Origin of the sequence: Capnocytophaga sp. oral taxon 863 str. F0517 (assembly GCF_000466425.1) — a bacterium.
Classification (GTDB): Bacteria; Bacteroidota; Bacteroidia; order Flavobacteriales; family Flavobacteriaceae; genus Capnocytophaga.
In genome coordinates this window covers 12,629-31,582 of the sequence record NZ_KE992165.1, presented here as the reverse complement: position 1 = coordinate 31,582, position 18,954 = coordinate 12,629, and the positions used below count along the sequence as shown (strand labels likewise).

General features: G+C 41.9%; 14 protein-coding genes and 1 pseudogene. 6 read left to right on the top strand and 9 right to left on the bottom strand.

Going from position 1 to position 18,954, the window contains the following annotated elements:
- The first annotated feature begins 131 nt into the window (after positions 1–131).
- Positions 132–986, top strand: a complete 855-nt coding sequence (locus HMPREF1551_RS09015) for a hypothetical protein (protein ID WP_034544583.1) — start codon at positions 132–134, stop codon at positions 984–986.
- 233 nt (positions 987–1,219) lie between these two features.
- Complete coding sequence (locus tag HMPREF1551_RS09010; RefSeq protein ID WP_034544581.1) at positions 1,220–2,341, top strand: hypothetical protein; 1,122 nt, start codon at positions 1,220–1,222, stop codon at positions 2,339–2,341.
- A gap of 18 nt (positions 2,342–2,359) precedes the next feature.
- Here HMPREF1551_RS09010 and HMPREF1551_RS09005 read toward each other — a convergent pair.
- Positions 2,360–2,617 (bottom strand): annotated as a pseudogene (locus tag HMPREF1551_RS09005) (IS1595 family transposase); the annotation flags it as partial.
- A gap of 373 nt (positions 2,618–2,990) precedes the next feature.
- Here HMPREF1551_RS09005 and HMPREF1551_RS09000 point away from each other — a divergent pair.
- Complete coding sequence (locus HMPREF1551_RS09000) at positions 2,991–4,070, top strand: efflux RND transporter periplasmic adaptor subunit (RefSeq protein WP_021628802.1); 1,080 nt, start codon at positions 2,991–2,993, stop codon at positions 4,068–4,070.
- Between the two features lie 65 nt (positions 4,071–4,135).
- Here the strand turns inward: HMPREF1551_RS09000 and HMPREF1551_RS08995 are convergent, their stop codons facing one another.
- The 5 genes from HMPREF1551_RS08995 to HMPREF1551_RS08975 all read right to left on the bottom strand — a co-directional run bounded on the left by HMPREF1551_RS08995 (position 4,136) and on the right by HMPREF1551_RS08975 (position 11,004).
- Positions 4,136–6,415 carry an NADP-dependent malic enzyme gene (locus HMPREF1551_RS08995; RefSeq protein WP_021628801.1) on the bottom strand — a complete coding sequence of 760 codons (2,280 nt, stop codon included), beginning with the start codon at positions 6,413–6,415 and terminating at the stop codon, positions 4,136–4,138.
- Positions 6,416–6,507: 92 nt separating this feature from the next.
- Positions 6,508–7,443 carry a DUF4299 family protein gene (locus HMPREF1551_RS08990; RefSeq protein ID WP_021628800.1) on the bottom strand — a complete coding sequence of 312 codons (936 nt, stop codon included), beginning with the start codon at positions 7,441–7,443 and terminating at the stop codon, positions 6,508–6,510.
- Between the two features lie 78 nt (positions 7,444–7,521).
- Positions 7,522–8,583 (bottom strand): magnesium/cobalt transporter CorA, encoded by a 1,062-nt coding sequence (gene corA, locus HMPREF1551_RS08985; protein ID WP_021628799.1) that lies wholly within the window; start codon positions 8,581–8,583, stop codon positions 7,522–7,524.
- 72 nt (positions 8,584–8,655) lie between these two features.
- Positions 8,656–9,636: a D-alanine--D-alanine ligase gene (locus HMPREF1551_RS08980; RefSeq protein ID WP_021628798.1), complete on the bottom strand. Its 981-nt coding sequence runs from the start codon at positions 9,634–9,636 to the stop codon at positions 8,656–8,658.
- Between the two features lie 21 nt (positions 9,637–9,657).
- Positions 9,658–11,004, bottom strand: coding sequence for an MATE family efflux transporter (locus HMPREF1551_RS08975; RefSeq protein ID WP_021628797.1), 1,347 nt, complete (start codon positions 11,002–11,004; stop codon positions 9,658–9,660).
- 238 nt (positions 11,005–11,242) lie between these two features.
- Here HMPREF1551_RS08975 and HMPREF1551_RS08970 point away from each other — a divergent pair, with 238 nt between their 5' ends.
- A complete protein-coding gene (locus HMPREF1551_RS08970; protein WP_021628796.1) occupies positions 11,243–12,583 on the top strand; it encodes an MATE family efflux transporter in 1,341 nt (446 codons plus the stop codon).
- Between the two features lie 168 nt (positions 12,584–12,751).
- Here the strand turns inward: HMPREF1551_RS08970 and HMPREF1551_RS08965 are convergent, their stop codons facing one another.
- The gene (locus tag HMPREF1551_RS08965; protein WP_021628794.1) at positions 12,752–13,471 is read right to left on the bottom strand and encodes a YebC/PmpR family DNA-binding transcriptional regulator; all 720 of its coding nucleotides are present in this window, start codon (positions 13,469–13,471) and stop codon (positions 12,752–12,754) included.
- Between the two features lie 237 nt (positions 13,472–13,708).
- On the opposite strand from HMPREF1551_RS08965, the gene HMPREF1551_RS08960 reads away from it, so the two are divergent.
- Together HMPREF1551_RS08960 and HMPREF1551_RS08955 are read left to right on the top strand one after the other, a co-directional pair.
- Positions 13,709–15,109 (top strand): stage 0 sporulation family protein, encoded by a 1,401-nt coding sequence (locus HMPREF1551_RS08960; RefSeq protein ID WP_021628793.1) that lies wholly within the window; start codon positions 13,709–13,711, stop codon positions 15,107–15,109.
- Positions 15,102–15,575 carry a gliding motility lipoprotein GldH gene (locus HMPREF1551_RS08955; protein WP_021628792.1) on the top strand — a complete coding sequence of 158 codons (474 nt, stop codon included), beginning with the start codon at positions 15,102–15,104 and terminating at the stop codon, positions 15,573–15,575. The genes HMPREF1551_RS08960 and HMPREF1551_RS08955 overlap by 8 nt, the downstream gene beginning before the upstream one ends.
- A gap of 92 nt (positions 15,576–15,667) precedes the next feature.
- On the opposite strand, the gene HMPREF1551_RS08950 is transcribed toward HMPREF1551_RS08955, so the two are convergent.
- Positions 15,668–16,564 carry a YitT family protein gene (locus HMPREF1551_RS08950; protein ID WP_021628791.1) on the bottom strand — a complete coding sequence of 299 codons (897 nt, stop codon included), beginning with the start codon at positions 16,562–16,564 and terminating at the stop codon, positions 15,668–15,670.
- Positions 16,565–16,672: 108 nt separating this feature from the next.
- Positions 16,673–18,946: an inorganic phosphate transporter gene (locus HMPREF1551_RS08945; protein ID WP_021628790.1), complete on the bottom strand. Its 2,274-nt coding sequence runs from the start codon at positions 18,944–18,946 to the stop codon at positions 16,673–16,675.
- Positions 18,947–18,954: the final 8 nt, after the last annotated feature.

Below are 18,954 nucleotides of genomic sequence, written 5' to 3'. Positions count from 1 at the left end.
ATTTTTTGTAGTTTTGCATTTTAAATTCAATTTTGTAGAAAAAAAAGAATATCTAAAAAAAGATGAGGAATAAATATTGTATTTTAATACTTCTAACAGTATTATCACTGAGTTTTAAACAAAAAAATAATATGAAATCAAATGAAAGAATTGTTTATGCTTTAGATGTTACCATACCTGGTCGTTATGAAGCTTACATTAATGATATTTTAGTAGAAACAAACAATGAAATGTCTATGCATAATACTATAATAAACATTAATCAAGCTGTTCTAAAGAGTGGTACTTATCAGTTTAGGATAAAACTATTTTCTTCTAATGAAGAACTGAGAAAAGGAGGTATACAGCCTGATACCTTTCAGTTCTTAAAAGTAGGATTAGTTAAATATCAGAAGATTGCTGTGGGAGAAGGAGCAGAAGAGGGAACATATCAGTATCTATACTCTTATCCTATTCCAAATTTGGAGAAACCTGTTCCATATTATGAAATAGAAGGAAAGTTTACAATCGATTTACCTTATGAACTGAATGGTTGGAGTAATGGGCAAGATCTTAGAAAATGGGACAAAGATAAACTAAAGAAAAAAGTTATCGCCTATTATAAAAAGCTATGGGAAATTCTTAATAAAGGAGATGTTGATCAATGGCAAAAATTAGTAAAAAAATCTCAAGAAGAAACAGTTTTTTTCAATTATTCTGATAAAGAATACCTCAATAAGTACATCAAAGAAGAAAAAGAAGAAATTATCAAAGACAAGGGTATGATGGCTGCTTTAGAAGATTATGAGATGAAAATATATGCTGATGGTAGATTAGTGTGCTTAGAACGGAGTAATCACACTAAACAGGTTAATGGTATCGATTGGGATATAAAAGGAGAGAGTCCTCTTATACAATATGGAAAAGAAGGAGGTGCCGCTACATTCCCCGTTAAGCTATATTTACCACAAGGTAGTGATGAATTTGTAATAATAAGAAGATATTGATTTGTAATAATTAAGATAAATGAAAGGCACTTACTACAAAACCCCCATAGACTTCAAGGCGTTGATAGAGAAGCGCGACCTTGCAAGTTGCGTTGGAGCTTTCTAAGTTCCTCTATTTCTGTTGGTGACAGTGTTAGTTCAATAGACAGTGCAAAGATAATAAATCTTTTATTTATTCGCAATCTAAATTTGTTTGACTATAATAGATAATAGACACTAAAATGTACCATATAATGAAATACGTATTATATATAATAAGTGTATTTTTCCTAATCACGGCGTGTAAAAGGGAAAAAACAGAGGTAAATCCTTCACAAGAGGAAGAAAAAAAAGAAATTATAAGTGAAGATTCTCTTATAGCGGCTGATCGTATTTTTTATAGAGATAGCTTAAAATTTGTAAATATATATCCTAATTCAGAAGAAGGGTATGGTTATTTAAATAGGAAACCAGCTAACTTGAAGGTTTATAAAGTAAATGAAGTTAGTGTTTTTCCAAAATTTGGATATTACGTAAATCTCTCTATACCTTATAGGCTTAGTCAAAAAGAACCGCTCCTTACAAAGAAAGAGATAAATAAGCAAAAATATTATTTCTCCCTAACAGGAAAACGCAAAGAGCAAATATTAGAACAATTACACCTAAAACAAACTGATACAGTGTATGCTTATAGTATAAAAGAGGACAAACTGGATACGTATTTAATAAAAGATTTAGAAATGATCGCTTACAATCCTATTGAGATAATAGAAGGAAAAATAGAAGAGAAGTATTTTGATGTTGGTTTATTATTAAGTTATAGCGAAGAGGTAGATACCTCATATAAAGGAAAAGAATATGATTACGCATCTATTGAGGATGGAAATATATTCCAAACGGGAAAAATAAAAAGAATAGAAAGCGTGAAGATAAAAAATATAGATATTCCTTTTCCTATCAATTACAGTTTATTGGACAAATATGCTTACTATGAATATCCTATCTCTCTTCATATAGATAATACATATAAAGGAAAAATAAATAATGCTGACTTTTATATGCAAGCCTTTTCCAATTGGGATAAGCTCAATGAAAGATGGGATGAAAGAATGATTTACTTAATGATTGTTAAAGATAATAAGAAAGTAATAGAGCGTGTTTTTGCTGGAAATGGTATCGCAACCGTATGGATGTATAAAAATTTTTATATTGGTAATTTCATTAAGGGAAAACCAGATATTATAGAAAATATTGTATTTTACTCCTATGGTCATTGGCTAACTTTCCTTTCAGAAAATGAGCCTCCCATATTTGTATTGAGTAGTTATGAGGAAGAATATAAAGATTTCTATCAGGGGTTAGAGTTTTTAAAATAAAATTATTGAGATGTCTATTTAGCTACATACTAATTGACTTTGGGAAATGTGAGAACGCTCTACAATTCTTTTCATTAATTTGTTAAAGATAGTATCTTTATTTTGTGAGTGATTAATTCTAAAACTGTATTCCGCTAAATATCGGTCTATGTTAAATTCTGATACCCAAGAATATATACCTCGTATCCAAGACTTTACTTGATGTATTACCTTATGTAATGTAGGAAAATTCTTTCCATCATTACTAGGAATTTGAGTTATATTAAAGTCTTTTATTTGTCCCTTAAATAATTCCATAATACATTCATTTTCAGAGTGTAAATATATGAAATTATTTTGATACCTTAAAATATTTTTATCAATTTAAAAATCTATATATTAGCTAAAGGTTACTACCCCTACTTCACATAGCCAGTCCATGAAGGGTGCGCTTTATACCTTATTCGGATGTAAATATACGTAATATTTTTGAATAGATACCCTGTGGGGATAAAATAAATTACCCATAATCTCATTGTTATGCACACTCAAAAAAAGTTGGAAACTTTTTTTGTTTATTAAGTTTTTTGTGTTACCTTTGCGCCCTGAAATAAGGATCTAAAAGTGACTTGTGTCAAGGAATTTATTTAATGTATAAAATTAAGAAACAATGAAAAAAATACTTATCGCTGTTGTGATACTTGCTTTAGGAGGAGGTATGGCATACCGCTTGCATGCTAACAAACAAAAAAATGCCCAAGAGGTAGCGATTGTGGCTCAGCAGGATGCCCAAGTGGCTGTACGTGCTGCCAAGGTAGCTCAGGAGAATGTATCTGACCTTTTCTCGGCCAATGGAACGTTCATAGCAGCCCAAGACCTAAATGTTTCCTCTGAAATGGGGGGACAAATCGTACAGATCTATGTGAAAGAGGGGGATGTGGTACATGAAGGACAGGTACTTGCTCGTACCAAAGCCGACCGTACCAATGTACAGTTGGAGAATGCTAAGGCTGCTTTAGAAACTGCCAAGGCCAACCTTAAGCGCTTTGAGAGTGCTTACCAAACAGGAGGGGTTACCGCTCAACAATTGGAACAAGTGCGCCTACAGCTAAGCAATGCCCAGGCCAACTATAACGCGGCGGCTATCGTCTCTGGTGATACGGCTGTAAAGAGTAAGATCAGCGGGATTGTAAGTAGCAAGCAGGTGGAAGAAGGCGCCATGGTAGGGGCAGGGCAAACGCTCTTCAATGTGGTGAATATAGATCATCTTAAGCTCAAAATCACGGTAGATGAAGCGCAAGTAAGCCGACTTCGCGTAGGGGATAAAGTAACGGTGAAGCCCAGTGCGGATACCGAGACAATAGAGGGAAAAATCGTATTTATCGCCCCTAAGTCCGATGCAGCCCTTAAGTTTCCTGTAGAGATTTTGGTATCCAACAAGGATAAGAAGCTCCGTGCAGGTATGTATGCTACCGCTCATTTTGAAGGACAAAATCAGACGGCTACCGCCTTGGTAGTGCCTCATAGTGCTTTTGTAGGAAGTGTAAGTCAAAATAAAATCTTTAAGATTGTAGCTGGCAAAAACGACAAAGGAGAGGATACCCCAAAAGCAGAATTGGTGATCGTCAAGAGTGGTCGTAACTTTGGAGACAAAGTAGAGATCCTTGGAGGGCTTACCGCAGGAGATATGGTAATTACCAGCGGACAGATCAATGTGGATAATGGTACTCCAGTGAAAGTAATCGAGTAATCAAGGATATAGTATATAATGAAAAAGCAGCCCGCGTGGGCTGCTTTTTTGATATTAGGTACGTTTTATTTCCTGCGTTCTCTCTCTTGGGCATCTACTACAGCGAAGGTAGTGAGATTGACCATTTCATCCACACTGGCATTCATCAGGGTGATATGTATAGACTTGGAAAGACCCAAAATGATAGGTCCTATGGAGCTGATGCCTTCGGACTCTTTCATGATCTTATAAGTGATATTGGCTGACTCCAAGTTAGGGAAGATAAGCACATTGGCAGCTTTTCCTTTGAGCTTGGAGAAGGGGAACATCGCAGCCATTTTCTCTGGGTTGAGGGCTACATCTACTTGTACTTCTCCATCTACAATAAGTTCTGGATAGTTCTTGTGTAGGTAGGCGACGGTCTTGGATAGTTTTTGGGTACTTTCCGAAGGAGCAGAACCGAAGTTCGAGTAGGAAAGCAGGGCAATGGCTGGGTCTAAACCAAACATCTTCGCCTTCTCGGCTACTGCTAAGGTAATAGCAGTCAAGTCATCCGAAGACGGATTGGGATTCATGGTAGTGTCGGAAAGGAACAAGGGGCCTCGCTTGGTAATAAGGATACTGGTGGCAGCAATGCGATTGAAACCAGGTTCTTTCTCTACCAAGTCCAAGATAGGGCGGATGGTCTGTGGGTAGGAGCGGGAGTAACCGGTAATCATGGCATCGGCCTGTCCGGTATTGACGAGCATAGCACCGAAATAGTTACGCTCACGCATGAGGCGACGGGCATTGATTTGGGTAATTCCCTTACGTTGGCGTTTTTTCCAATAGATGTCGGCAAAGCTATGACGGCGCTCTCTTTCTTCTGCACTCTTAGGATCTATAATCTGTAGGTCAGCCTCGAAGCCTAGCTCTTCCATTTTACTTTGGATAACCTCTTTGGGGCCAAGTAGTACTGGAATAGCGATACCTTCTTGATATACCCTTTGGGCAGCCTTGAGCACATCTGTAAGGTCGGCTTCGGGGAATACCACACGCTTAGGATTCTGGCGGGCACGCTCCTGAAGGACACGTATCTCGCGGTTGCTACCTCCGAGCCTGTCCATAAGCTGTTCGCGGTAAGCATCCCAGTCGGTAATAGGCTTCTGTGCTACACCGGTTTCTATAGCTGCTTTGGCAATAGCGGGCGGTACTTCGTAGATAAGACGAGGGTCGAAAGGCTTAGGGATGATGTATTCCTTACCGAAAGTAAGGTTCACCCCATATACGAGATTCACCTGGTCAGGTACGGTTTTCTTAGCCAAGTCGGCTAAGGCATGAACCGCAGCCAGCTTCATTTCCTCATTGATTTTGGTAGCGCGTACATCGAGTGCCCCGCGGAAGATAAAGGGGAACCCAAGGACGTTGTTCACCTGGTTAGGCGTATCGGAGCGACCGGTAGCCATAATGATATCCGAGCGGGTTTGGGTGGCCAAGTCGTAAGCAATTTCCGGAGTTGGGTTGGCCATGGCAAAAACGATAGGGTCTTTGGCCATGCTAAGGAGCATTTCAGGACTTACCACATTTCCTTTGGAGAGACCGATAAAGACATCGGCATCCTTCATAGCTTCTTCGAGTGTATGAAGGTCACGGTCGGTGGCAAACTCGGCTTTGAGGTAGTCCAAATTGGGGTTGTCCTTGCGAATTACTCCCTTGCTATCGCACATGACAATGTTTTTAGGATCGGCACCCAAGGCGATATAGAGTCGGGTACAGGAAATAGCTGCCGCTCCAGCGCCATTGACAACCATTTTTATCTTGCGAATATCTTTACCCACAATCTCCAAAGCATTTTTGAGAGCTGCAGCGGAGATGATAGCGGTACCATGTTGGTCATCGTGCATGACTGGAATATCCAATTCCTCCTTCAAGCGGCGCTCAATCTCGAAAGCCTCAGGCGACTTGATATCCTCGAGGTTGATTCCCCCGAAAGTAGGTGCAATGGCCTTGACAGTGTTGACAAAGGCATCCACATCGGTGGTATTGACCTCAATGTCGAATACATCAATATCAGCAAAAATCTTAAAGAGCAAGCCCTTTCCTTCCATCACCGGCTTGGCTGCATCGGCACCGATATTACCTAATCCCAATACGGCAGTACCGTTGGAGATAACCGCTACGAGGTTTCCTTTGTTGGTATATCGGTAAGCATCGTTTTTATTCTGTTCAATGGCCAAGCAAGGCTCCGCTACTCCTGGTGAGTAGGCCAAGGAGAGGTCGTACTGGGAGGCATGCTTCTTGGTAGGCACTACAGCTATCTTCCCAGGCTGGGGGAACTCGTGATAGTCGAGTGCATCCGTGTTTTTCTTATGATTATTATCTTTCATTTGAAAATGTTTTTATCCAATTAGTCTATAGAAGTGCAAAAATACAAAAATAATAATTAATGGTCAATGATTAAGGGTTAATTTTTTTATATTTAGAAAAGTGCTTTTATTTTCTCCCAAAGTCCCTTTTTCTCCCCTAAGATGGCTTTTATTTCGGCCTTCGTCTCCAAGCAGAGACACATATAGTGCCCGTCTAACTTTTGGATTTTCTCCTCAGGGAGGCGCTCTAAGAAAGTCTCGTAATCTATCTCTCCTAAGGTAGGGAACTGATCTTCACCAGAGAGGCGCTCATCATAATCGGCAAAAACTACCCGCCATTCCTTGATGTCTTCTTGGGAGAGGTTATACTTGGTAATGTCTATAAACGGAGGATACTTATAAGGGAGTACACTAGGTACGGTCTTCGTCAGCGCATAGATACCTATAATCTCATCTTGGTCATTTTTCGCAAAAATGGGATTAGCTATATAGAGGTCTTCATGCTGACGCTGTGCCGCAATAAAGTCATCAAAAGCCTTTACCTTATCTTCTGCCGCGAGGATTCGGTCTATATCTTCCTCTGAAAAGCAGATGGGACGCATAGTGCCAAAGATAAAGTAACCCTCATCGCCTTTCTGCATAGATGCGATACCAAAGGCTATGTCATGGCGAAAGTCATAGGTGATATTATTGCCCTCGTAGGTTTCTCCTTCTTCATCCGTTACTGAAACGCCAAAGGTCGTGGCCAATTTCTCTATAAAGGAGAGTGCCCCATGCCAGTCGGCAGAGGTACTGGGGGTAAAGACACGTACATTGTAAGTATGCTCGTCCTCTGAGTAGCTACATTCGAAACCTCGTCCGCTGATACCTTCTTGCCCGAGTAGCATATGGCCAAAATCATTCAGCGGCATTTGCATCATCTCATCGAAGTCTTCATCATGAGCTCTAAGAGCAAATTGTCTGAAATTACCACCTACGAGGTCTAATAGCTCTTGGGTGCTCATCACCTTAGGCGCCTCAGGATTTTTGATATAAAAAGTACGACTCATGGAGTTTTGAGTTTTAAGTTTTAAGTTTTGAATGAGTCACTAATCAATAGTCATTAGTCATTAGTCACTTGTCACTATCTACAGCCACTTTTTCCGTCTAAAATAGATCACCATTGCTATAGTAATGAGCAGCATCACCCCCCAGCAGGCAGGATATGCCCACCTGTAGTGTAGTTCAGGCATGTGTTCAAAATTCATGCCATACACCCCTACGATAAAGGTCAGCGGGATGAAGATGGTTGAGATAAGGGTCAAAAGCCGCATGATGTTGTTCATTCGGTTGCTCATAGCCCCCATATAGGTGTCGGTCAGCCCCCAAAGGATGTCCCTATAGGAGGCGAGGGTCTCGGCTATTTGGATGATATGGTCGTGTAAGTCCCTAAAGTAAGGCCTACACCCTGCTTGGATGAGCGAGTGATTATTCCGCTCAATACGGCTGATGACCTCGCGGGCAGGAGTGATGGATTTCTGAAGGAAGGTAGCCTTTTTCTTGAGCATTTGTATCTCTGAGATCATATCCTCACGAGGATGGGCGATAATCTCATCTTCAATAGCTTCGATGGTATCGCTAACCCTGTCCACAATGGCCAAATAGTTATCCACAATACTGTCCAAGAGGGCAAAGAGCAGATAGTCCGAAGAGGATTTGCGAAATAGGCTCTCGGGAGCTTGTAAGAGTTTGCGAATAGGGTCAAAGACGTCGCCTCCTTCCGATTCTTGGAAGGAGATAAGGTAGTTTTTTCCTAATAGGAGCGCCAAATGCTCGGTGATGAGTTCCCCTTCTTGGTAGTAGAGCATCTTAATAATTACCAGCAGATGTTCGTCCAACAGCTCCACCTTGGGGCGATGTTGGGTGTCCAATACATCCTCCAGTAGCAGGTTGTTCAGCTGGGTATAGCTTCCTATCTTTCGGATTTCCTCTATGTTGTTCAGTCCATTGATATTGATCCAAGTGGTCTGTCCCTCCTTGATCAGGGATAGCGCTTGGTGGGCGGTTCCCACTTTTTGGGAGTGGAAAGAACTATCAGAATAGGAAATCACATCAATATCTACGAGCTTTTCCTTTTCTCCGAAATATACCAAGCTCCCAGGAGGCAAGCCTATCTTCTTAGCCCTATTTGCTTTTCTCTTCTTGCTCATTTTTTCAATGGTTAGTCTCCCTACCCCCCGAAGGGGAATCCGTTTTCAGTGGTCAGTCATTAGTGACATTAATCATTGGTCATTATTTAGTGCTTCTTCGATTGCATTGTCAAACAGATTAGCCAGGGTAATACCAGCGGCTTTGGCCTGTTGGGGGAGGATACTGGCTTTGGTAAGGCCAGGGGTGGTATTCATCTCCAACAGATGCGGTACCCCATTGACTAAGATATATTCGCTACGGCTAAAGCCCTTCATCTGGAGGAGGTTATACACCCTTAGGGCGAGTTCCTCAACCTTTTTGCGTTCTTCATCGCTTAGGCGTGCAGGGGTTATCTCTTGGGATTTGCCTTCGTACTTGGCTTCGTGGTCGAAGAAATCGTTCTGGGAAACAATCTCGGTGATTGGGAGCACTCGTTTTTTACCGCGATAGGTGATTACCCCTACAGAGACTTCGGTGCCTTTGAGAAATTCCTCAATGATAACTTCGCTATCCACCTCGAAGGCCTTTTCTATAGCCTCGTCTATATCCTTTTCGTTATACGCCTTGAAAACGCCAATGCTACTTCCAGAGCGGTTAGCTTTGACAAAGCAGGGGAGACCAACGGCTTTGACAATCTCGCGAGTGGAGAAGTGGTCGCCTTGGTTGAGGTAGTAGGCCTTGGCGCGTGGAATGCCATAGGGCTTAAGTACGGAGAGCATATCACGCTTGTTAAAGGTCAAGGCCGAGGCGTACATGCTACAGCCGGTGATAGGCACTCCTACTAAGGCAAAATAGGCCTGTAGATGTCCATCCTCCCCTGGGGTGCCATGAATGGCATTGAAAGCGCAGGCGAAGGTAATCTTCTCACCGGCGAGGGTAAGGGAAAAATCATTCTTATCAATAGAGAACTCCTGTCCTTTAGGATCGGTATATACCCAGCGTTCCTTGGTGATAAGGATAGGGAAGGGGCGGTATTTGTTTTTGTCCAAGCACTCCACCACGGTGGCAGCACTCTTGAGGGAGACATCGGCTTCAGCGGAGTAACCTCCCATAAGTATAGCGATATTTTTCATTTGATATTTTATTGAATGGTTTTATTCTATTTTAAAGAAATTACCTTTTTGGGTAATAAAAAAAGTTTTGTAATGAATGATCAAAATACCTCCTCGGAAGACCATCCATACAAAAAGCGCCCACCAAAGTCCCATCAGCTGCAAGTGGTAGACGCATTCGGTAAAATAATACATAGGGAAAAATCCAGAGAAGGTGGCAATCAGAAAAGTATTGCGGAGGGTTTTGGTAAAGCCCAAGCCCTTATAGAAGCCATCGAATAGGAAAGTAATGGCATTGATAGGTTGCATGAGTACCACCACCCAAAAGGTTCTATAGAAAAGGTTCCTAATGTCAGCATCCTTGGAGAGCCACAAACCTATAGAGTCATAGAAAACAAAGTAGACTAAGGAAATGCCCAGTCCTATTGCCAAGACGATAAAGAACAAGTCACGCATCATAAAGCGAATTGGGATATATTCCTCGCGACTATAGAGCTTTCCCGATAGGATCCCTCCAGCCGAGCAAAACCCATCGAAGAGGAACACAGAAAAGAGCCATACTTGATTGAGCACCGTATGAGTAGCTACAATGGCACTTGCCTCTTCCCCCCCAAATCTGGAGGCAGCATAATAGGAAAAATAGATGGTACCCTGCATCATGACCGAACGAACGAAAAGGTCGGCACTCATGCGGATATTTTCCATGAACTTGGGGTGTAGTCCCCTAATATAAGCAAAGCGGAAAGGAGTCTTGGTATACAACAAATATACCGAAACAAACAACATGATGAACTGTGCTAAGATACTTGCCCAAGCCAATCCCTCGATGTTTCCATCCCAGACAAAGACAAAGAGATAATTAAAAAGCAAGTTGGTTACCAGTCCTAACAGGCCAATATACATAGACCAAGAGGTGTTCTGTAAGCCCTTGAAAATATTGTAAATAGTTAGGGTGACGAAACTTAAGGGCAGTCCCCATATGCGGATGCGAAAGTAAGCAATAGCGTTGTCCAGTAAGCCGCCTTCGGCATGGTAGAGGTCTTCTAATACAAAATTGTTAAAGAGGTAGGCAATCAATGCACACCCTACTGAGATTACCAAGGAAAATATCAAAACCTGAGAGACCAACCCCCTGAGCTGTGACACTTTATTCAAACCATAAGCATAGGAAATCTGAGAAGAAATAGCCCTACTTCCTTGGATAAAAATCCATACCAAGGCAGTAATAAAAGAAGAGACAATGCCTACAGCCCCTAAGATATTCTTAGTGTCATGGGCTATATGTCCAGCCATTACGGTATCGGTAAGGGACATAACAGGTTCGATAACACCTGATATAATCGCAGGAAAGGCCAAACGATTGATCTCTTTTAAGGGTATCTTTTTCAAATTCAGTTAATTAGATATTTCGTAAAAATTCCTACAAAGTTACATCTTTTTTAGAATTAAAAAAAATATTTTTTAGCAGAGACTGCCCTCACTACAGATGGAAGAGTTTTTTTAAATCGGGGGAAGTTTAAAAGTTGAAATAAAAAAATAAAAAAATAAAAAAATATTTGCTGTTTTCAAAAAATAATGTAATTTTGTGCTGTTTACTGATGAATTAAAATTAAACAAGATATAGATTATGAAACGAATAACTACCCAGGAAATCAATCGCTTAGCGATACCTGCTATCATATCGGGGGTGATAGAGCCAGTGATCTCCCTTACGGATACCGTAATGGCGGGGAATATCGCTGACAACACCAAGGAGATACTTGGTGCTGTTGGGGTCGTCATTTCTTTTCTTTCGGCTTTATTATGGATTTTTCTGCAGTCCAGCCGAGCACTTACCTCACAGGTGGCCTATGCTTATGGACAAGGGAGGATCACTCAGGTGAAGGGACTGGTAGCTCAGCTATTATTACTCTCCTTAATCGTCTCTCTTTCAGCCTCTGTTATCTCCTATATGGGGAGTGAGTTTATCCTGAATTATTTTTATGATATAGAAGGAAACCTCTTGGACTTTAGCTTAGACTATTTCCGTATACGTGTATGGGGCTTTCCTTTTACGCTTTTGACCCTTACGATCTATAGTGTTTTTCGAGGCTTTCAGAATACTTCTTGGGCAATGTATATTAGCCTCACAGGGGGAATTATCAATGTAGTATTTAATTATATATTTGTATATATTTTCCATTGGGGAATAAAAGGTTTGGCATGGGCAAGTCTTCTGTCACAAGGTGTCATGTTTGTCCTTTCAGTGGTGGTAATGTATAGCCGTACCCCATTTAAGTTCCTTATAGTAAGGGGGCTCCATCCTAAGTTTGTAGAGAGCTTGCGGATGGGTGCAGATTTGCTAATTCGCTCAAGCCTATTACAAGCTGTATTGTATTTTTCTTTTGCCAAGGCAGCAATCTTAGGAACCGAGGGGGACAATACGGTGGTAGCGACCCATACGTTACTGAATCAGGTATGGAGTTTTTCTACTTTTCTTTTTGATGGTTATTGCAATGCGGGGGGCTTGCTCTCAGGACGCCTCTATGGGACAGGCCAATATCAGGCTATTCGCAATTTGGTAAAGCAACTCTTCTATATAGTACTGGCCATAGGAGTAGGAATTCTGATTGTATACTTTATTCTCTACTACTGGATAGGAACTATATTGACCCAAGATATAGATATCTTACGACTATTCTATGATAATTTTTGGATTGTAGTACTCATGCAACCTACTACTGCTATTGCCTTTCTTTTTGATGGTATCTATAAGGGGATGGGACTGACCAAGGTGCTTCGCAATACTTTTATTATAGCAACCCTTTTAGGTTTTTTACCAGCCTATTATATAACACAAAATCTACTTGGTTGGGGACTGTCAGGTATATGGATTGCTTTCTATGTGTGGATATTTTTCCGTGGAGGTATACTCTTTTTACATTATTTGAGTTACTTCTTTGGAGGAGCTATGCGCCCCAGTTGGTAAAGAGGGGAATTCAATAAAACTAACAAGAGGCTGTCCGAAAAGGACAGCCTCTGTTTTTTTAGAAAAAGGCTATCCAAAGAACTTTTCGGACAGCCTCTAGTTTGGAGTGGATTTGGGTATTTCACCGCGTCTGCTTCTTTATATTTTTGGTATAAGTTAATTCTATTTTCACTCCTCGCTTTCCTTCATGGAGTGGTATACGTTCTGGACGTCGTCATCTTCCTCTATTTTTTCGAGAAGTTTCTCTACATCCGCTTGTTCCTCGGGGGAAAGCTCCTTGGTTACCTGGGGAATACGCTCAAATCCAGAGGAGAGGATCTCTATATTGCGGCTTTCCAATTCTTTTTGGATGGCACCGAAGCTCTCAAAAGGCGCATAGATAAGGATGCCATCCTCATCCACGAAGACTTCTTCCGCTCCGAAGTCAATCATTTCCAGCTCTAACTCTTCGGGGTCAATACCCTCGGCATTGATACGGAAGTTACAGGTGTGGTCAAACATGAACTCTACCGAGCCGGAGGTGCCCAAGGTACCATTACATTTATTAAAATAACTGCGGATATTGGCCACGGTACGATTGTTGTTGTCAGTAGCCGTTTCTATAAGGATGGCAATTCCATGAGGGGCGTAGCCTTCAAAGAGGATTTCCTTATAGTTGGCGGTATCTTTTTCCGTAGCACGCTTGATGGCACGCTCCACATTTTCCTTAGGCATATTGGCAGCCTTGGCGTTCTGCATGATGGCACGCAAGCGGGCATTGGTCTCCGGATGAGGTCCCCCTTCTTTTACTGCCATTACGATATCTTTTCCTATACGGGTAAATGTTTTTGCCATAGCAGCCCAACGCTTGAATTTGCGGGCTTTTCTAAATTCAAATGCTCTTCCCATTTGCTATCAAATTTTTTTGTTAAAAATAAGTGCAAATATACAGCTTTTCCATGAAAAAAAAGAACGACTTAGGCAAAAAATATTTCTTGGAACTCACATTGTAGTTTTAACTTTTAATTCTTAGATTTTTTACGTATTTTTGCCCTCTTAGAAACTGCTTATATTTGTGATGTATTAATCCTTAAGCCATTGATTGGGGATAATCGTGCAGAATAGGGCTAAATATATTATTTATCAATGATTTACAACGAAGAAATATCTCATAATAAAATAGCTTATAACTATGGAAGTGTGAAGCTATCGGTATACGATTGGCTTTCGGATATACCGCTTCCTACAGGAGGACAGCCGTTCGACTGTGTGGAAGTACGCTTTAAGAACAGTCGTAAGGAATTTTTCAGAAATATACATAAGCTTCCGTTGCAAATAGGGGATATGGTGGCTACAGAAACTATTTCAGGGCATGATATAGGCACGGTCTCCCTCACCGGAGAGTTGGTTCGTATCCAGATGAAGAAGAAAAAGGCCGATCCTGATTCACCAACTTTGCCGAAGATCTATCGCAAGGCTACCGAGCGCGATATAGAGATATGGAAGGAATACCGTGCTAAGGAAGAGTCTCTACAGAAGCGTTCGCGAGAGCTGGCCATAGCCTTAGGCTTGGAGATGAAGATCTCCGATGTAGAGTATCAGGGAGATGGCTCCAAGGCAACCTTCTATTATACTGCCGAAGGTCGCGTGGATTTCCGCCAACTGATTAAGGATATGGCCAAGGAATTCTCCACACGTATTGAGATGCGCCAAATAGGGTATCGCCAAGAAGCTGCACGCTTAGGAGGGATAGGCTCCAGTGGTCGGGAGATCAGCTGTTCTACTTGGCTGACGGATTTCCGTAGTGTGACCACAGCGGCAGCGCGCTACCAACAGCTCTCGCTCAACCCGCAAAAGCTTGCTGGACAGTGTGGTAAGCTCAAGTGCGATCTGAATTTCGAACTGGATTGTTACCTTGAGGCGTTGCGTGATTTCCCACGTACCGATACCAAGCTGCTGACAGAGAAAGGACTGGCGACCTGCCAGAAAGTGGATATCTTCAAGCGATTGATGTGGTTCACCTACGAGGGCGACTTTATCAACTGGCATAAGCTGACGGTGGATCAGGTGAAAGAAATCTTAGAGCTTAACAAGCAGAAACAACCAGTGGCCAGCCTCGAAGAATATATGGTAGAGGAAGAGAGTACTACAGCAAAAGTATCTCCGGTGGATAATTCCCAAGAAGGTAGCCTTACCCGCTTTGATGAGAAGCCTAAAAAACGCAAGAATAAGAAAAAACAAGGTGCAAAAAATGTAACGGCTCCTGAGAATACCTCTGCAACAGTGATAGAAGGGAAACCTAATAAAGAGAAAGAAGAAAAAGAGGTTAAGGAAAAAGTAACTCCTATAGCTAAAGAGGCTAAAGCAACCCCAGAGGGAAGGAAACCACGCCCTGAAAATAAAAAACCATTCCAGAATACTCAGCAAAAGGCGATGAATGCGCCACAAAAGCAAGAGAAAGCCCCACCACAGGTGACTAATCTTAAGAAAAACAGTAAAAAACCATTTAAGAAACCCAATAAAACCGCACCTAAATCCGATGAATAAGTTTGTTCTTTTCTCTGCGATAGCTTTTCTTTTGGTAAGCTGTGGAGAGAATGTGTTGTACAGTGAGTATCAGACCCTTCCTCAGGGATGGCAAGCTCATAAGCCTATAGCTTTTCGTTATGAGGCTACAGACACCTTGCATAAGCATGATCTTTTCGTCATGCTAAGGAATAATAATGATTATCCTTATAGCAATATTTTTCTGATTACCAAAATGGAGTTTCCCAATAATCAAGTGGTAGTGGATACCTTAGAATACGAAATGGCCACTACAGAAGGGAGGTGGTTAGGAGAGGGAGGAACGATTAAGGATAGCAAGCTATGGTATAAGGAGGGGGTCACTTTCCCTACCAAGGGAACTTATACTTTCCGTATAGAACAAGCCGACCGTAGCTTAGGAAAGGAAAAAGGCGTAGAGAACCTGCCGGGTATTACTGAAGTAGGGTTCCAAATAGAGAGGAAGTAATGGGGATAAAAGAAAATTTTAAAGACTGATAATACGCTAAAAATCCCCTTTTCCCAAAAGGAAAAGGGGATTTTGTTAGGGTAAAGGTTCTACTAACTGAATTTTTCAAAGCCTTTACCATAGACTGCCTCTACATTGGTACGGGTAACGAAGGCTTCGGGATCTATACTATTGACCAATCGGAAGATGGTGGTACCCTCTCCACGGCGGGCAAAGACGATGATAACCTTTTGGGGATTCTTGGTATACCAGCCGGTGCCATCCACGACGGTACAACCTCGCTTGAGCTCGGTGTTGATATGAGTGGCGATTTCTTCATATTTCTTGGAGAGAATAGTCACTTGGATGGCACGTTTGGCTCCATTCATCACCATGTCCACCGCCTGATACATGATAGGGAGGAGGATCAGGCCTAAGACCATCTTCTCTGTGGCATAGTTGCTAAGGACAAATATAGAGGATACCACCACCATAACATCTACGTACAGGAGAATACGAGAAATACGAATTTTGAAATATTTGGTAACCAAGAAGCCAATAATATCGACCCCTCCTGTGCTACCATTGACTGAATAGACCATTCCCAAACCACTTCCCATGAGGATACCCCCTAAAACGATCGCGATAAAGGGGTCGTGTATCAGTGGATTGGCTGTAAAATAAGGGGTAAGGTAGGTCTCACCTATATTTACAAAGAAGGAGAGCATCCCAGCTCCTATGATGGTGTTGATCACAAAAGTTTTTCCTAAGAAACGGAAAGCAAGCACTAAAAGAAGCAAGTTCACTACCATGATGGTCTTGGCTACTTCTATGCCGGTGGCATATTTTAGTAAGAGGGCAGCCCCTGCCAAGCCTCCTGTCACGATCTGGTTCGGTATGATAAAACCGGTAAGTCCTACGGTGTAGACCGCTATGCCAAAGGCCATATAAAGATAATCTTTGATGTAGAAAGATTTCAAATACTCAATGGTATTGTTCTTTTTGTTCATAATTTATAATGATTATAAGTGCTTTTTACAAGGTACAAAAATACGTTTTTTTAGTGGTAAAAAAAACATTTCTCTATAATTTTTATGATTAGTCCTCAGTGGCCAATCCTAGTTGTTACTTACTAATTTGTACTGGTCTTTGAAGTTCTTAAAGAGGGTCATCAGATTGATGATAGAGCGGATTAGTACACGAGTTTCAAGCAGTAAACTGAAATAGAGTTTGGTATTCTTGGGGCTGGACTCGGTAGTGCGTATATCGCGTATCTGCTTTTCTATTAGTTCAGAAATTTCGTCCTTGATGGCACTCACATCCTTGATCAGCTGGGTGGTGGAGTTCGAGTACATGGATACATTGAGGATCTCCAAGATTTTTTGGAACTGGAGTTGCATCTTCTCTGAAATATTCTTAAGATTGCGTATATGGTTGTATTTCAGTTTTTTATGATTGTTATCCACATGGATATAGCTGGTGTCGGCAATGAAGCTAATGGAGTTGGACATGCTATGTAAGTAGTCCAGTATCAAGATATAGAACTTACTGGAGGTCACGGAACTATCATCGATAGAGCGGATAAAGTAATAGATATCACTCTTGAGGTCTTCTATGTCGGAGGTAAGAGCTTTGGCGCGTTTCTTGCAGGCTTTCAGTCCCTTGTGATTTTCTACGGCTAAGTTGTCAATCACCTCACGGTATAGCTCATCAATGGTTTGTACAGCTCCTGCGATATTCTGGGAGCTGAGCTTCATGATACCGCTGATGGTAATGAGGTCTTCCTTGTTAAAGCGCTTCTTTTGGGCTTCTTTCTCTTTGCGTTGTTTTCGACGGTAAGCCATCGCATTGCGCACCACCAAGTAGCCCACTAAGAAAATCATGGAAATCAGCCCATATATCTCTCCATAGAAGAGAATCACCGCTGTGATGAGCCCCATAACAAAGGCCGCTCCGGCGGTGAGGAACCAACCTCCGATGACATTGAATACTCCAGCCACGCGGAATACAGCCGACTCCCTTCCCCAAGCCCTATCGGCTAGGGAGGTACCCATGGCTACCATGAAGGAGACATAGGTGGTGGAGAGTGGTAGCTTCAGGGAGGTACCTACCGCGATGAGACTACTGGAAACTACTAAGTTGATAGCTGCACGCACTACATCGTAAGCAGGCTTATCGGGCGAGTTGATGTCCTTTTCCTCCGGTTTTTTTAAACGACTCTCTATATATTCTAAAGTACGCTTAGGAATAAGGGCTTCCACCATTGAGGTAACCCATACGCTAAAGCGGACAATACCACGGGATAGTCCGGTAGCCTCAAACCGTTCCTTGCCGCCTCCTTGCTGGGAGAGCTTCATCTCGGTTTGCATTACATTGAGCGCTTTTTTGGAGAACCATATGGTCAGGATCATCAGTGCGCCAGCGATGATAAGGAAGATCTGAGGGGTCTGTACATTTTCCCTAAGCCCTTCCATGGTCATGGACTGTACGGGCGTTCCGGCAGCTTTCCATAACTGGAAGGAATCCCAAGCAGCTACTGGTACCCCGATAAAATTGACCAAGTCGTTGCCTGCAAAGGCCATGGCTAAGGCAAAGGTTCCTGATAGGATCACCACCCGCCAGATACTTATCTTACACCAATAAAGTAGCTGTCCTAAGAGAAAAAAAGCAATAAAGAAGCCCCCCAAGAGCAAGCCCATATGTTGGCCTATCCAGTCCAACTGTTCCTTGTGCATAAAGGAAAGACCGCTCAAGCCCTTGATAACCAGAAAGTAACTCAAGGCCGTCAGGGCAATACCCCCTACAATGCCGCTAAAATAGCGCATACGGCGCTCGAAATCAAAAGTGAAGATGATACGCGTGATAAATTGTACGAAAGACCCTACTACGAAGGCAATAAATACTGAGACAAATATGGCTAAGATAACTATTCCAACCTTATCAGTATTGATATACTCCCTAATCCCATCTATCACATGTAGCAGGCGGTCTTTATTCTTGAGTTCCTTGACAAAAGCCACTCCTACCGAGGCACCTAAAAGCTCAAAAACGATAGAAATAGTCGTGGAAGTGGGCAAGCCCATCGTATTGAAGAAGTCCAACAGCACAATATCGGCCAACATAACTGCGGCGAAGATCACCATCAGCTCCTCGAAGTAAAACATCTCGGGGTTGAAGATTCCTTTTTTGGCAATTTCCATCATCCCATTGGAGAAAATAGCCCCTATTCCCACTCCTATACTCGCTACAATCATGATAGTGCGAAGGCGTGCTGCTCGAGAGCTAAAGGCCGAGTTGAGGAAGTTCACCGCATCATTACTTACCCCTACTATTAGGTCAAAAGTAGCTAAGAGGAATAGTGCCGAGAGGGTGAAGATATAAACTTGTTCCATCTTTTGTA